Here is a 13,546-nt window from a genome sequence, read left to right on the forward strand (position 1 = left end):
ACTTTCCATTTGCGGGTGCGACACGTTGGATTCGAGCGCACCATATCTTGTTGCCGTACAGCCGGTGAGAGTCAATGTGCCACGGAATGCCCGGGCCTCATCGTCGGCATGGAGGCGTCGGGTTCAGGGCCATCCACGTCCAGGCGGAGTCGACTGAGGTCGTCACACTACGCGGCATGTGCCGCGCGGCGTGCCGCACGCCGGTTGCGTCGCCGGTGGGCGGCATGGCTGAAGCGACTGTGCAAGAGCAGCAGCCTCGGTACCACGAAGTAGACCGACACGGGCACGACTACGAGCGTCAGCATGAGGGTCCTTAGAACCGGGTGCCAAGCCGGGATGACAAGCCCCTCGACGGTCATTCCGATTAGGATCAGGGGGAAGATCGCGCACCACGTGAGTAGGGCACGGACATGCACAGAGGCGATCCCCGGTGTGCGCTGGTGGTGTCCGTCGGTCTCATCGGCGGCAAGCGCCTTACCCTCGTGCTGCATGTGTTCTCCAGTTCTTTCGGCGTTGGTTTACGTATTCGGTGAGCGCGGCGGCTAGGCTGGCTTGCCAGGGGTCCGAGAGCAGGTGGCAGCAGGGCGTCGGACTCAGACGGGCGGGATCCCGGCGGACGCGCTAGGTCGTTGCGCTCAGGGAACCGGGGCCTCAATACCGACGACCGGGGCGCTGGCGACCAAGTTCTTTTCGGTCTGCGCAAGCAGGGCAAGGAAGTCCGACTGCTCCACTGTGCTTAATTCGCCGGTCGTACATTCTTCGAGTTGCGCCCAGATGGACTCCACCTGAGTGCGCAGCGCGAGGCTGGCAGCGGTGGGTTCGACGATGGTGACGCGTTTGTCTTTCGCGCACGGGCGGCGCCGGACGAAGCCTGCGTTCTCAAGGCGGCGGACGGTGCGCGTCATGGTAGCGGCGTCCGACCCCAGAAACCTTACGAGGTCAGTCTGACGCTGAGCCCCTCGATCCCAAAGCTGCATCATCACGAGTTCCTGGGCGGGATGGAGTCCGACTTCCCGAAGCAATTGTCCCGCCAACATCCGATGCAGGCGCGCCACCCGGAAAATAGCGTGACTGATCGGGCCGCCAGCGGCTGATACAGGAACGGGTACGCTCCCCATCGACGACGATGCGTCGGGACTGCTCGGACATTCTTGCACGCCCACACCTTCTTTTTCACTGTTCGGACAATTAAACCCTAGCCCCCTTGAAACTTGAGCGCAATCAGCCCGTCTGTGGGTTCCATCACCCGCATTTCCCCACTCCTACGAACTTTACTGTTCGAACAAGTATGTGCCATGCTCAACGATGTCATCGACTCCGGTGACCGAGACGCGAACAGTAAGGACAGCACAATATGACGACCGTCTTCGAGCCCTACGAACTGGGCAGGACGCCCTTGAAGAACCGGGTCGCGATGGCGCCGATGACGCGCAGTCGCGCGACCGCGCCCCATGGAACGGCAACGGAGCTGATGGCGACGTATTATGCTCAGCGTGCGGAGGCCGGGCTCATCATCAGCGAAGGTATACAGCCCTCGGTCGTGGGTCAGGGCTACACCAATACCCCAGGACTCCACTCGGCTGACCAGGTCAAGTCCTGGAAGCCGGTCACGGCGGCAGTGCACGAGGCCGGCGGGGTGATCTATGCGCAGTTGATGCACACCGGCCGGGTCGGCCACCCCAGCCTTCTTCCGGAGGGACTGCATCCCGTTGGCCCGTCGGCCGTGACGGCTGCCGGGCAGGTCTACACCTATGAGGGGATGCAGGCGTTCGTCGAGCCCCGCGAACTCTCCGAAGACGAGATCATTCAGACGATTTCGGACTTCGCGGACGCTGCCCGCAACGCGATCGACGCCGGCTTCGACGGTGTCGAGATCCACGGCGCCAACGGGTACCTCATCCACCAGTTCCTGGCCCCGAACTCCAACATCCGCACAGACAGCTGGGGTGGCAGCGTCGAAAGACGTATCCGCTTCGCCGTCGAGGTCGCTTCCGCCGTCGCCGAGGCGATCGGCGCGGACAGGGTCGGATTCCGGATCTCACCCGGCGCGACTTTCAACGACATCCAGGACGATGCCGACCTCGAGGCGACCTATGGTGCCCTCGTCGCTGAACTGGCCCCTCTTGGTCTGGCGTACTTGCACATCATGGAATCCGCCGGCCGCGAACTCACCAACACCCTCCGCGCCGCCTGGCCCAGCACCCTGGTCCTGAACCCGAACACCGCTCCGGAACCCACAGGCCCCGAGGCCCTGGTCCTGATTGAGGACGGCACGACAGACCTCGTCTCCTTCGGTGCACTGTTCCTGGCCAACCCCGACCTGCCCGCACGGCTCGCCGCCGGCGGGCCGTTCAACACCCCCGACCGCTCAAGCTTCTACGGCGGCGACGCCGCCGGCTACCTCGACTACCCGACCCTGGACGAGCTCGCCCTCCTCACCGACGCGAAGGCAAACGCTTGAGCACCACCACAACCACTCCCGCATCGACCGCCCGCACACAGTGGCCGGTCCATTCCTCCCGTTTGGCGATCGCCGCAGGCTCGGCTGCCGTCCTGAACCTCATCACGTATGGCATCGCCTCGGCATCCGGCGCATCAATGGCCGTCACCGCGCCCACCGCCCAGGAGATCCCGGCGCTCCTTACGGTCATCGCGACGCTTGTGCCGATGGCAGTAGCCGGCCTGCTGACCTGGATCATTGCATGCCGCAGACCCGGCTTCCGCCGCTTCGCGGCCTGGGCAGGCCTTGTCTTCGGCGTTCTGACGGCGGCCAGTCCCATGGCGTCGTCCGAGGACATCCCTACCGGAGCCGTCCTCGGATTAATGCATGTCATCGTCGGCATAGCCTGGTTCATGGCGCTGCAGTCACCACGGGCCACAGAGCAGGAGGGCGCAGCATCATCATGACGACCTGCTATGTCCCGGCCCGATGCCCGTTCCATGCAGTGAGCTAGGCATCTTTGCGGACGGCAAGTGCGGCGCATACCGTCCCTGCACCCAGTACGTGAAACACCACCTGAAAGGAATCCATCCATGATCTTCGTTTCCCATGCTCTGCCCGTTAATGGTGACGGCGTTTCGATTACCAAAGACCAGCTCTGGGCTGGCCTCGTCATGAAGGCCAATAACGCTCTGCCCTTCGTGTCATCGATGAGCAGCTGTACGGTCATCGACCGAATCAGCGACACTGTGTTCGATCGAGAGATCGTACTGCGCGACGAGGCGTACACCGAGCGGATCACCTTGCAGAAGCCAAACCGCGTGGTCTTTACGCGGATCGCTGGCGACGTACTCGGCACAATAGCCAACGAGATCGAGGGTGACGACGACGACCTGCGGCTCCGCTTCAGCTTTGCCCTCGTCGTCTCCATGGCGAAACCCGGGTCAACGGAGGAAGAGGCTTACGCAGAAGGGATGAAAGCCGACTACCTCAAAGCGGTCGAATCAACCATCGCTGCAGTCAGAAAGATGGCGGAAAAGACCATTGCCGCGGCCTGACTTAGATTAGAAGGCCGCAACCGGATCGAGCAGGAGGGCCGGGCTTCCCGGCCCTCCTCGCGTACGAATTTCCATGTGCCGTCTTCCGTACCCGGACTCGCGACTCCGGTGGAGGCTAAGGTCGAAGCCGCGACCTAGCCTCCGATTGCAAGCAGCGCCAGCGCGCTGTCTCGTGGTTTTTGGAGATCCAGGCCCGTGTAGCCTTCGAAGGCCGCGAGTCTGTTGACCACTGTGTTCCGGTGGCAGGCTAGCCGGTCTGCAGTTGCTACCAGGCTCCCGAGCTCCAGGAAGGTGTGCGCCGCCTCGAGAAGACGTTCCCGCTCGCTGTCACTGCACCGGTCCAGCGCCGCGTAAATCAGGCGTCCCGGGTGGCAGCCCACCTGAGATAGTCGGTGTGCCGTGATTGATAACCAGCGGTCCCTTAGCGTGAAGACTCCCTTGCTGCCCATGGGCAGGTCCCTCATGATTTCCCGGGCAGCGCTGACCGCTGTGCGAACTCCTGCTATCCCTTTGGCGTGCGGTGCCAGTGCGACTGCCACATCGTCGAATAGGACGGCCTCCTGGAAACTTAGCCTTTCGTCTGAGGATGCCGTCCGGGGCCGGATGACCAGGGTGTGATGGCCTTGATCGTATGTGAACACCGGAAGGTCACGGGGTGGGCGCGCCCGTAGCCGCCTCTTGATAATCAGGCTGTCGTTCCTGTCAATGGCCGCCACCAGAAGGGCCTCCTTCGCATCGATACGCAGGGCCCCCGCTATTCGGGAAAGATCCGCGGCTGACGGTTCGGCAGGCGCCAGCAGTTGTGTCAGGTACTGCTGCTGCAGATCGGCATCCGCCCCTTCGATTTCGCCCAACTTCGCGAGATATTTCTCTTGGACGCAGGCCGCAAAGCGATCCACAATCGCCCACACGACCTCCGCCTTCCTCACCAACAACGAAGGGTCTGCGCCCAGTCCCGGTGCGGACAAAGCGTCCCACAGTACGGAAAAGTCGAGCCGAATCGCCCGGACCAGACTGTCCAACGGGACGCCCTGGCGCGCCCTCCGCGCGCCAAGTTCGGAAGCGAAAACCGACAGTGCGTCGATATCCGGGGCATGTCCGCCGAGGGCCGAGAGCATGGCCGCAAAAGAGCTCAGGCTGCTGCCACGCAGGTCCTCCAGCGTTAGGCCTGAATCGGCGTAGGCAGGATCGGGAAGAATCCGGGTCAGGAAATTTTCGACGAGGCTGGGAAGCTGCCTGCCGACAGCGTCGACCAGAGCCTGCCACTGCTCATCTTCCGTCATGTCATACCTCTCGATAGCCCTCCACCCATCATCGCCGACCTGCACACGAAGGGGCATGTACGTTCGTACAATTTTTGGCCTCTTTTGGGGGTTGCTCTGTCATGGGCAATCACGCGTCGCCTTGGGACGATCGAAGTCAGCTGCTCCTGTGGCAGCTCCAACACTTTCACCGGCCAGGAGTTTCCATGACCACCATTGATCCAGTCGAGGAGCGGACAACGGCTGTCCGCCCCGACGAGCAATCCGGCTATAAGAAGGGCCTGTCCAACCGCCAGGTCCAGATGATCGGCATCGGCGGTGCCATCGGCACCGGCCTCTTCCTGGGCGCCGGCGGACGCCTGGCCTCAGCCGGGCCCGTACTCCCCGTTGTCTACGCGATCTGCGGCGTGTTCGCCTTCTTTATCCTCCGCGCCCTCGGCGAACTGGTGCTGCACCGCCCTTCATCAGGCTCCTTCGTCTCCTATGCGCGGGAGTTCTACGGCGAAAAGGCCGCCTACATCTCCGGGTGGGTCTACTCGCTGTCCTGGGCGCTCACTGCGATCGTGGACATCACCGCCGTCGCGGTCTACCTCAACTACTGGACCGCGTTCAGCAGCGTCCCACAATGGATCCTCGCGCTGGCGGCCCTGCTCGTGGTCACCGGCGTCAACCTCATCTCCGTGAAGCTGTTCGGTGAGCTGGAATTCTGGTTCGCCATCATCAAGGTGGGCGCGCTCGTGGCGTTCCTGCTGGTGGGCGGCATCTTCCTCGCCGGCAACTTCCCGGTCGCAGGGCATCAGCCCGGGCTCTCCCTAATCGCTGACCACGGCGGCCTGCTGCCCAACGGGTTCCTGCCCGCCGTGATCATCGTGCAGGGCATCGTGTTCGCGTACGCCGGCATCGACATGATCGGCGTCGCCGCGGGCGAAACCAAGGACCCCCGGAAGATCATGCCGAAGGCGGTGAACGCGGTCATCTTCCGGATCGCCATCTTCTACGTGGGCTCCGCCGCCCTGCTGGCGCTCCTGCTTCCCTACGACGCGTATAGGGCCGGCGAGTCCCCGTTCGTTACCTTCTTCGCCAGCATCGGCGTACCCGGTGCCGGCGACGTGATGAACTTCGTCGTCCTCACCGCCGCGCTGTCCAGCCTCAACGCCGGGCTCTACTCCACCGGACGGATCTACCGCTCCATGGCCCAGACCGGGACAGCTCCCCGGTTCATGGAACGCATGAGCCGCGGCGGCGTCCCCTACGGCGGAATCCTCTTCACCGCTGCGTTCACCCTCCTCGGGGTTGGACTCAACGCGGTGGTTCCAAAGATGGCCTTCGAAATCACCATCAACGCCACCGCCCTGGCCATCCTCTGCACGTGGGCCACCATCATTTTGTGCCAGCTCAAGCTGTACAAACTGTCCAAGGCAGGGCTCATGGCCCGGCCAGCCTTCCGGCTCTTCGGTGCGCCCTGGACCTCCTACCTCACGCTGGCTTTCCTGGCCGCCGTGCTGGTCCTGATGCTGTTCGATTTCCCGGTCGGAACGTACACGGTCGCCTCCCTGGCGATCATCATCCCGGCCCTGATCTCCGGCTGGTACTCGGTGCGCAAACGCGTCAACGAGCTCGCCCACACCCATCCGCTGACCGGCGCCATCCCTGTACCGGCGCCGGTATCCCAGCTTTCATCCACGCGGTCGACCAACGAGGAGCACACATCATGACTGCCGCAGCAATGCATCCCGCCCCAGAGCTGACCAATCCCGTCCTGACATGCAACTCCGGCGACCCCCGCCAGGGAGCGGCAGCTGATGCCGCGTCCTTCCTCCGTGACTTCCGCAGCCTCTCGGCCATCGGCGAAACACCCGGCCACGGCGTGGACCGCCAGGCGGCCACTCCGGCGGACGCCCAGGCACGTGCCTGGTTCACGTCCCTCGCGTCCCATTACGGGTTCCGCACCGAGACGGACAGGATTGGCAACCTCTTCGCACTGATCGAATGGCACCCCGGCGCGCCCTACGTCATCGTGGGCTCGCACTTGGACAGCCAGCCGACGGCCGGAAAGTATGACGGCGCGTACGGCGTCGCCGCTGCCCTTCACGCCAGCCGCCGGCTAGCGGACAAGGTAGCGTCCCAATCGCCTGACGGCGGTACCCGGCCCGCTGCTCCCAAGTACAACCTCGCCGTCGTGGACTGGTTCAACGAGGAAGGCTGCCGCTTCGCCCCGTCCATGATGGGAAGTTCGGTTTACACCGGAAAGCTGCCCGCCGACGTCGCGCTGTCCGTCACGGACACCGCGGGCACCAGCGTGCGGGAAGCCCTGACCGAAATTGGGCACCTCGGCAGTGGCGAGGGTCCCACGGCCGCGGCGTACGCGGAGATCCACATCGAACAGGGCCGTTCGATGGAGGACTCCGGTACCACGATCGGACTGGTTCATGCCTGCTGGGCGGCGGCGAAGTACACGGTGACCGTCCACGGCGAGCAGGCGCACACGGGTTCAACGGTCATCGTCGACCGCAAGGACGCGCTGCTCGGGGCATCGCGGCTGGTGGTGCTGCTGCGCGAAATCGCGGACCACTTCAGCGGTGCGGTGCTGCACACCTCCGTGGGCCAGCTGACCGTCTACCCGAACTCGCCCGTTGTGGTGCCGTCCCGGGTGGAGCTCGTGATGGACCTGCGGACCGCCGACGAGGACATCCTCGCCTCCGCCAAGGCCCTGCTCCGCGCCGGTATCGCCAGCATCGAGGCGGAAGCCAACGTCAGCATCGACGTCGCCGAGTCCCATGCCTGGGGCATCAACCCCTACCAGCCAGCGGGTGTGGCCCTGGCCGCCGAATGCGCCGCCGAGCTGGGCCTCAGCAACCGCGAGGTGTTCACGCTCGCCGGGCACGACTCCATCAACATGAAGGACGTCGTCCCCACCGTCATGCTGTTCGTCCCCAGCGTGGACGGCATCTCCCACAACGAGCGTGAGTACACGAACGACGACGACGTCTGCGCGGGCGTGGACATGCTCACCCGCGTGGTGGAACGGCTGTGCAACGGCGACCTCGACGGCGCCTCCTCGCCCGTGCCTGGCACCCAACCCGGCACGCAGCCGGAAGACACCCGGCAGGAGGGCACCAAGTGACCGGACGGATCAGGGTGGCCGTCCTGCAGGCCACCGGCCTGGTCAACTCACCGCAGCAGAACCTGAACAGGATTGCCGTCCGCGCACAGGAAGCAAAGGCACAGGGTGCAGAACTCCTTGTGACCCCCGAGCTGTTCATCAGCGGGTACGCACCGAGCCTGGTCCACAGCACCGACGGGACAGCCCAGCGGCGGCAACTCGCCGACATCGCGGCTTCCACCGGTCTGGCGATCGTGGGCTCCACGGTCGAACACGGCCGCGGACGGCACTACATTTCGGCGTCCTTCTTCGATCGCGACGGCACCGAACTGACCCGCTACCGCAAGCAGCACCTCTTTGGCGCCCTCGAGAAGGAAGCCTTCGACCCCGGAGAGGCGCCGCCCGCCGTCGTCCGCTTCAACGGAATAAACGTTGCCCTCGGCATCTGCTTCGACATCGAGTTTCCCGAGTTTGCCCGTGCTGCGGCCATCGCGGGAGCGGAACTGCTCTGCATTCCGACGGCGGTCCCCCTGCGTGAAGGCGGCCAGACCGACGCCCACCCCTTCGACACCAGGCTGATCCCGTCGATGGTGGTACCCACCCGCGCCCTGGAAAGCCAGCTGTTCATTGCCTACGCCAACCACGCCGGACCGCACTTCGCCGGCCTCAGCACCATCGCCGATCCGTACGGACGGCGCCTCGCGGCGGCCGGTGACGACTCCGCGCTCATCATCGCCGACATTGCGGTGTCCACCCTTCGACAGGCCAGGCTCGACACCGACTATCTTTCCCCGTTCATCCACAGCGCAGCCAGCGCCCACCCCCAGTAAGGAGCTCCGTGACCATCGCAGCCACCAGCACGCCGACTGCAAAACTGAGCATGCTCATCCCCGACTTCCCGTTCCCTTACGACGACTACATCACCCATGAAGCGGGAATCGGCACTGTGCCGGCCGACATGTACGGCACGGAAGTGGCCGTTGTGGGCGCCGGCCTCTCGGGACTCGTCGCAGCCTACGAACTCATGAAGATGGGACTCAAGCCGGTTGTGTACGAGTCCTCCCGGATAGGCGGGCGCCTTCGCGGAGGCACCCAGCCGGGCCAGTCCGGCCCGGTGGCGGACCTGGGCGGGATGCGGTTCCCGAAGACCGGCGCCTCGTTCTTCCACTACGCGGACCTCGTCGGCATCGAAACCCAGCCGTTCCCCAACCCGCTGACCCCCGCCGCCGGCAGCACGGTCATCGAACTGGGCGGCAAGGCCCACTACGCCGAGACGCCAGACGATCTTCCCGGCTTCTTCCGGGAGGTCTCCAATGCCTGGGACGACTGTCTGGAGGAACGCGCCCACTTCAGCGCCATGCAGGAGGCCATCCGCGCCAGGGACCTCGGCACCATCAAAATGCTCTGGAACGAGCTGGTTCCACGCTTCGACGACATCTCCTTCTCGGGCTACCTGGCCACGTCAAAGGCGTTCTCCTCGCTGCCGTTCGAATACCGGGAGGCCTTCGGCCAGGTCGGGTTCGGCACCGGCGGCTGGGACACCAACTTCCCGGACAGCATCCTGGAGATCCTCCGCGTGGTCTACGTCGATGCCGACGCGGACCAGCACCGGATCATCGGCGGGGCCCAGCTCCTGCCGGAACGTCTCTGGAACCATGCCCCGTCGGGCCTGGCGCACTGGCCGGAGGGCACCAGCCTCGCGTCCCTTCACGGCGGGCACCCGCGGCCCGGCGTCGCGTCCATCCGGCGTGTCCCCGGCGGTGACGGCGGGCCGGCCGGCAACCTGACGGGCAGCCAGGGACCTATCGCCGTCACGGACAAGTGGGGACAGTCGCGGCAGTACGCGGCCGTCATTGCGACGTGCCAGAGCTGGCTGCTCTCGGCGCGCATCGACGTCGACGAATCGCTCTTCAGCCACAAACTGTGGACGGCCATCGAGCGCAGCCACTACATGCAGTCCTCCAAGACGTTCGTGGTGGTCGACAGGCCGTTCTGGAAGGACATCGACCCGCAGACCGGCCGCGAGGTCATGAGCACCACGCTCACGGACCGGCTCACCCGCGGAACCTACCTGCTGGACAACGGCCCCGACCAGCCCGCCCTGATCTGCCTGTCCTACACCTGGAATGACGACGCCCTGAAGTGGCTGCCGCTGGATGCCGACGAACGGGTCCGGCTCATGCTGCACTCCCTGAAGCAGATCTACCCCACAGTGGACATCGCCGCGCACATCATTGGCGACCCCATCACAGTCTCATGGGAGGACGACCCCAACTTCATGGGTGCCTTCAGCGACAACCTCCCCGGGCACTACCGCTACCAGGAGCGGCTCTACACGCACTTCATGCAGGAAGGGATGGACGCGGCGCACCGCGGGATCTACCTGGCCGGGGACGGCATCTCCTGGACCGGCGGCTGGGCCGACGGCGCGGTGACCACGGGCCTGAACGCCGTGTGGGGCGTAATGACTCAGCTGGGCGGCAAGACCCAACCGGAGAACCCGGGCCCCGGCGACCGCTTCGACGAACTCAAGCCGGTCCGACTCCCCTGACCGCTCGGGATGGGCCGGACATCGGCCCGGCCCATCCATCCCAGTCATGAGGACCAAGATGCCAAATCTGCGTGTTTACGTGCGTACGTAAAATGCTTGGGTCGCCAGGGACTTCATGCTGACGTCCTAAGCTGAGACGTCACTTGTTCGAGCCTATGGTGGCGCGGCCGGTCTCCGTTTGGGCTCAGGCTTATACCTTATGTCGGCACTGGACCTGGCTGAAGGGCTCGCCTAGGTCGGCAGTATTGTCCTGATACCTAGGCCGTGTAGGTCCAAGGCCGGCCACCGATCGCCCTGAAGCTCGAGCGGGAAGGTGGCGACGATTATAGGTTCCTCCATGGGGATCGGGCCCAAAATGCGCGGTACCGCGGCAAATTCCTCCCCGGGTCGGTGTGAAGCGTCCCAGCGCACCTCGACCCCAGCCGCGGCCAGCGCGTCTTCATCCACCACAACCGCCAGTAGCGGAAGCTTGAGGCCGCCGAACACCTCGTCCAGAACCGTTCGTAGCTGGGGGCCGGTAGCCGCGTGTATGAATCCCGCGTCGTCAATGGTCTTCCCCCGGGTCGAGACGTCATACTCCCCGAACCGTGCGCAGGCTTCCCAGTCATCGGTGATCGCCACGTGCAGCAGTCGCTCCCCGCTCATGTCATTTCCTTTCCATAAATGAAACGCTATCGTTGCATTAAGTATGCGGGAACTCTCCGCAGCTGGGCAATGAGGGCAGGATCACATGGAGCAGAACAGGAAGCGAGGCCGCCCTAGCGCTGTGGAGCGCAATAGCAGACGGCGGCACATCCTTGATGTCGCCTCGGAATTGTTTGCCAGGGGTGGCTTCGCGGCAACAACGATTGATGCCATCGCTGTTGAAGCGTCGGTTGCCAAGCGCACCATTTATAGCTATTTCGGCGATAAAACAGGTGTCTTCACCGCAGCCGTTGATCAACAGCACTCCACGCTGACAGAAACACTCGAAGGCTTCGAAGACCTCGATGTGGTCGCTGCCCGGATCATCTACACAATGCACTCGGAGAAAGCCGTGGCTCTGCACCGACTTGTTATTGCGGAGGCTGGACGCATGCCGCGACTTGCCGCAGCCTTTTATGAGCACGGCCCAGCCCGCTCGATCACGCTCCTGCGCTCGCGACTTTCGACCCAGGAGCAATCCCCCGCGCCAGAAATGGCGGAGGCTCTCTACAGCCTGTTGCTCGGCGAGCACCACCGCCGAAGACTCTTGGGTCTATCCCCTGCCGCGACGGCCGAAGAATCCCGCGAATACGCCCGACAGGCAATCGCCGCTCTGTGTTTCAGCCACCCAAACGCCACAGAATAGGCCACCCGGACCCACAGACTAGACAGAGACACAGCAATAGGGACTCCGGGAAAGGAATGGCTGGGACTCAGAACCACGTGATTACTGCCGATCCGGAGGCCGAAGAGGTCGTGAAGGTCCGCCGGCTGCCACGGGGATACCGGGAAGGAAACCTGCTTCGTCTGTGGACCGAGGTCGCTGACATTATTCCGACGTTCCGGTTCGTCGTCGCGGGCGAAGGCGTGTGGACCATCATCGGCGACCATACGCGGATGACCGGCCTTGACTTCCTGCTGGCCCTGCCTTGGAACTCTCAAGCCGAATGGTCCCGTTTCAAGTCGCGGTCATCCGGGCGACTCCAACCTGTCCTGGTGCCAGCATGCCCTAACGTGCCCAACGTGATTGGGCAAGCCATCAGCCCGCCGTGAATGCCTGCGGAATCGGGGAGCTCAACAGGTAGCGCGCCGGGGCATCTCGACGATGCCGCCAACAAGGGCTATTGTCGCAAAAGTACATGTACTTAGGGGTTGATTCTCAGTAATCCCAATAGCCAGGAGAACATACATTGACCGATCAGAATGTCTCGGAAAGCCTTCCCCGCCCGACATTCAGTTCTCCGAGGACAACAAGCATGGAGCTGCACGCTCACTTACGCCGACTCATCATTGACAGCGTCCTCCCTCCGGGGGCTGTCCTCAAGCAAGCCGAGCTGGCTCGGGCATTCGACGTAAGCCGCACACCTATGCGGGAAGCGTTCCGCATGCTCCAGGAGGAGGGCTTGATCGACGCGGACCTAAATCAAAGGGCCCGGGTCAAGGGATTCGACGCCAAGGAACTGGATCAGTTGTACGCCGCCCGTATCTGCTTAGAGAGCCTTGGTTGCCGCATGAGCACTGGAACTCTCAGCGATGAAGAGTCCGGGCTAGCTCGGGAGTGCCTGGAATCCATGGAACAGGCGCAAAAGACCCAGGACATGACGGTCTGGATGGAAAGTCACCGCCGTTTCCACGGCCTGTGCATGGCACGGGTCACAGAACCACTTCGCAGAACCATCGACTCCTTCGCGGAAAGAAGTGAACGGTACCTGCGGCTTTTCCAGCTTTGGCACCCCCAGTCGTTCGACGCTGCACACCTGGAGCATGAACGAATCCTAGCGGCAGTAGAAGGGAACGACCCTGCCGTTTCGGGAAGCCTTATGGCAAAGCACTTATCGCGTACAGCTATTACAGTCATGCAAGATGTGTCGCCCGAATCCGAGGCCATGGCCATACGGGAGGCTCTGGCCATGGCTGTCGGCACCAGGACTAGGCAAAAATAAGCGCCCGCGCCGGTGCTCGTCAGACCGACCAAAGCCGCCCGCTCCGCCGCCTTCAAGGGACGGTGGAGGGGACAGTTTTGGATCCAGTGGGACCTCGACAGGCAAGCATCGATAGAGAAGACTCTTCCGGGGCCGAGCGTATTCCGCGGCCTGAGCGATGGCCACTTATGTGAAGCGCACACCGGAAAGTCGGTCCATTAGAGCCGGCCGCATTGCCCCGGCCGAGGAAAAGATCCACGGTCCGCATCGTCTTCCGCAACGGTGTAGTCGGCTATGTGGTGGAGCGGGTCATCGCCTGCATATCTTTGCATCGCTCGTCGATCACAACGGCCACGTCGGCTTCCCAAGCAACTTCGGGGCCTCATAGACCGGCTGCCGACGTTGGTAGATCAGGGGTAGCGGTGGCGGGTGCGCCGGCTTGGGTGTGTCCGGCCGGCGCCGCTGGACCGCGGGTGGATGTTTCGGTCTTGTGGTTACTGCTGGGGCAGCAGTTCGCTGAGGATGG

Annotated in this window: 13 protein-coding genes and 1 pseudogene; 11 read left to right on the forward strand and 3 right to left on the reverse strand. The window is 63.8% G+C overall.

Annotation, left to right across the window (positions count from 1 at the left end; translation table 11 throughout):
* Positions 1-635: 635 nt before the first annotated feature.
* Positions 636-1,118 carry a MarR family winged helix-turn-helix transcriptional regulator gene (locus ACFRAU_RS14335; protein ID WP_378000415.1) on the reverse strand — a complete coding sequence of 161 codons (483 nt, stop codon included), beginning with the start codon at positions 1,116-1,118 and terminating at the stop codon, positions 636-638.
* Between the two features lie 236 nt (positions 1,119-1,354).
* Between ACFRAU_RS14335 and ACFRAU_RS14340 the strand changes: the two genes are divergently transcribed.
* The 3 genes from ACFRAU_RS14340 to ACFRAU_RS14350 all read left to right on the forward strand — a co-directional run bounded on the left by ACFRAU_RS14340 (position 1,355) and on the right by ACFRAU_RS14350 (position 3,498).
* Positions 1,355-2,461 carry an alkene reductase gene (locus ACFRAU_RS14340; protein ID WP_378000401.1) on the forward strand — a complete coding sequence of 369 codons (1,107 nt, stop codon included), beginning with the start codon at positions 1,355-1,357 and terminating at the stop codon, positions 2,459-2,461.
* The gene (locus ACFRAU_RS14345; RefSeq protein WP_378000402.1) at positions 2,458-2,907 is read left to right on the forward strand and encodes a DUF6069 family protein; all 450 of its coding nucleotides are present in this window, start codon (positions 2,458-2,460) and stop codon (positions 2,905-2,907) included. Before ACFRAU_RS14340 ends, ACFRAU_RS14345 begins: the two co-directional genes overlap by 4 nt.
* Positions 2,908-3,033: 126 nt before the next feature.
* Positions 3,034-3,498 (forward strand): SRPBCC family protein, encoded by a 465-nt coding sequence (locus ACFRAU_RS14350; protein WP_378000403.1) that lies wholly within the window; start codon positions 3,034-3,036, stop codon positions 3,496-3,498.
* Between the two features lie 134 nt (positions 3,499-3,632).
* Here ACFRAU_RS14350 and ACFRAU_RS14355 read toward each other — a convergent pair whose 3' ends face one another.
* On the reverse strand, positions 3,633-4,781 hold the full coding sequence (locus ACFRAU_RS14355) for a helix-turn-helix domain-containing protein (protein WP_378000404.1): 1,149 nt from the start codon (positions 4,779-4,781) through the stop codon (positions 3,633-3,635).
* A 185-nt stretch (positions 4,782-4,966) separates the two neighbouring features.
* On the opposite strand from ACFRAU_RS14355, the gene ACFRAU_RS14360 reads away from it, so the two are divergent.
* Genes ACFRAU_RS14360 through ACFRAU_RS14375 form a run of 4 tightly spaced genes read left to right on the forward strand, consistent with a single transcriptional unit; the run spans position 4,967 to position 10,414 of the window.
* Positions 4,967-6,475 (forward strand): amino acid permease, encoded by a 1,509-nt coding sequence (locus ACFRAU_RS14360; RefSeq protein WP_378000405.1) that lies wholly within the window; start codon positions 4,967-4,969, stop codon positions 6,473-6,475.
* Positions 6,472-7,884 carry a M20 family metallo-hydrolase gene (locus tag ACFRAU_RS14365; protein WP_378000406.1) on the forward strand — a complete coding sequence of 471 codons (1,413 nt, stop codon included), beginning with the start codon at positions 6,472-6,474 and terminating at the stop codon, positions 7,882-7,884. Before ACFRAU_RS14360 ends, ACFRAU_RS14365 begins: the two co-directional genes overlap by 4 nt.
* A complete protein-coding gene (locus ACFRAU_RS14370) occupies positions 7,881-8,693 on the forward strand; it encodes a nitrilase-related carbon-nitrogen hydrolase (protein WP_378000407.1) in 813 nt (270 codons plus the stop codon). The genes ACFRAU_RS14365 and ACFRAU_RS14370 overlap by 4 nt, the downstream gene beginning before the upstream one ends.
* Before the next feature lie 50 nt (positions 8,694-8,743).
* Complete coding sequence (locus ACFRAU_RS14375) at positions 8,744-10,414, forward strand: flavin monoamine oxidase family protein (protein ID WP_378000416.1); 1,671 nt, start codon at positions 8,744-8,746, stop codon at positions 10,412-10,414.
* Positions 10,415-10,645: 231 nt separating this feature from the next.
* On the opposite strand, the gene ACFRAU_RS14380 is transcribed toward ACFRAU_RS14375, so the two are convergent.
* Positions 10,646-11,059: a DUF952 domain-containing protein gene (locus ACFRAU_RS14380; RefSeq protein ID WP_378000408.1), complete on the reverse strand. Its 414-nt coding sequence runs from the start codon at positions 11,057-11,059 to the stop codon at positions 10,646-10,648.
* An 85-nt stretch (positions 11,060-11,144) separates the two neighbouring features.
* On the opposite strand from ACFRAU_RS14380, the gene ACFRAU_RS14385 reads away from it, so the two are divergent.
* From ACFRAU_RS14385 to ACFRAU_RS14400, 4 genes and pseudogenes are all read left to right on the forward strand, one after another.
* A complete protein-coding gene (locus ACFRAU_RS14385) occupies positions 11,145-11,744 on the forward strand; it encodes a TetR/AcrR family transcriptional regulator (protein ID WP_378000409.1) in 600 nt (199 codons plus the stop codon).
* A gap of 56 nt (positions 11,745-11,800) precedes the next feature.
* On the forward strand, positions 11,801-12,151 hold the full coding sequence (locus tag ACFRAU_RS14390; protein WP_378000410.1) for a hypothetical protein: 351 nt from the start codon (positions 11,801-11,803) through the stop codon (positions 12,149-12,151).
* Positions 12,152-12,354: 203 nt separating this feature from the next.
* Positions 12,355-12,501: pseudogene (locus ACFRAU_RS14395) on the forward strand (GntR family transcriptional regulator); the annotation flags it as partial.
* Positions 12,502-13,041 (forward strand): GntR family transcriptional regulator, encoded by a 540-nt coding sequence (locus ACFRAU_RS14400; RefSeq protein ID WP_378000417.1) that lies wholly within the window; start codon positions 12,502-12,504, stop codon positions 13,039-13,041.
* The last annotated feature ends 505 nt before the right edge of the window (positions 13,042-13,546 follow it).

This window comes from Arthrobacter sp. NPDC056691 (genome assembly GCF_042791415.1).
Classification (GTDB): domain Bacteria; phylum Actinomycetota; class Actinomycetes; order Actinomycetales; family Micrococcaceae; genus Arthrobacter.

What these genes read in the sequence shown, in the direction of transcription:
- ACFRAU_RS14335 (WP_378000415.1), bottom strand. Translation starts at nt 1,118, where the DNA reads ATGGGGAGCGTACCCGTTCCTGTATCAGCCGCTGGCGGCCCGATCAGT.
- ACFRAU_RS14340 (WP_378000401.1), top strand. Translation starts at nt 1,355, where the DNA reads ATGACGACCGTCTTCGAGCCCTACGAACTGGGCAGGACGCCCTTGAAG.
- ACFRAU_RS14350 (WP_378000403.1), top strand. Translation starts at nt 3,034, where the DNA reads ATGATCTTCGTTTCCCATGCTCTGCCCGTTAATGGTGACGGCGTTTCG.
- ACFRAU_RS14355 (WP_378000404.1), bottom strand. Translation starts at nt 4,781, where the DNA reads ATGACGGAAGATGAGCAGTGGCAGGCTCTGGTCGACGCTGTCGGCAGG.
- ACFRAU_RS14360 (WP_378000405.1), top strand. Translation starts at nt 4,967, where the DNA reads ATGACCACCATTGATCCAGTCGAGGAGCGGACAACGGCTGTCCGCCCC.
- ACFRAU_RS14365 (WP_378000406.1), top strand. Translation starts at nt 6,472, where the DNA reads ATGACTGCCGCAGCAATGCATCCCGCCCCAGAGCTGACCAATCCCGTC.
- ACFRAU_RS14375 (WP_378000416.1), top strand. Translation starts at nt 8,744, where the DNA reads ATGCTCATCCCCGACTTCCCGTTCCCTTACGACGACTACATCACCCAT.
- ACFRAU_RS14380 (WP_378000408.1), bottom strand. Translation starts at nt 11,059, where the DNA reads ATGAGCGGGGAGCGACTGCTGCACGTGGCGATCACCGATGACTGGGAA.
- ACFRAU_RS14385 (WP_378000409.1), top strand. Translation starts at nt 11,145, where the DNA reads ATGGAGCAGAACAGGAAGCGAGGCCGCCCTAGCGCTGTGGAGCGCAAT.
- ACFRAU_RS14390 (WP_378000410.1), top strand. Translation starts at nt 11,801, where the DNA reads ATGGCTGGGACTCAGAACCACGTGATTACTGCCGATCCGGAGGCCGAA.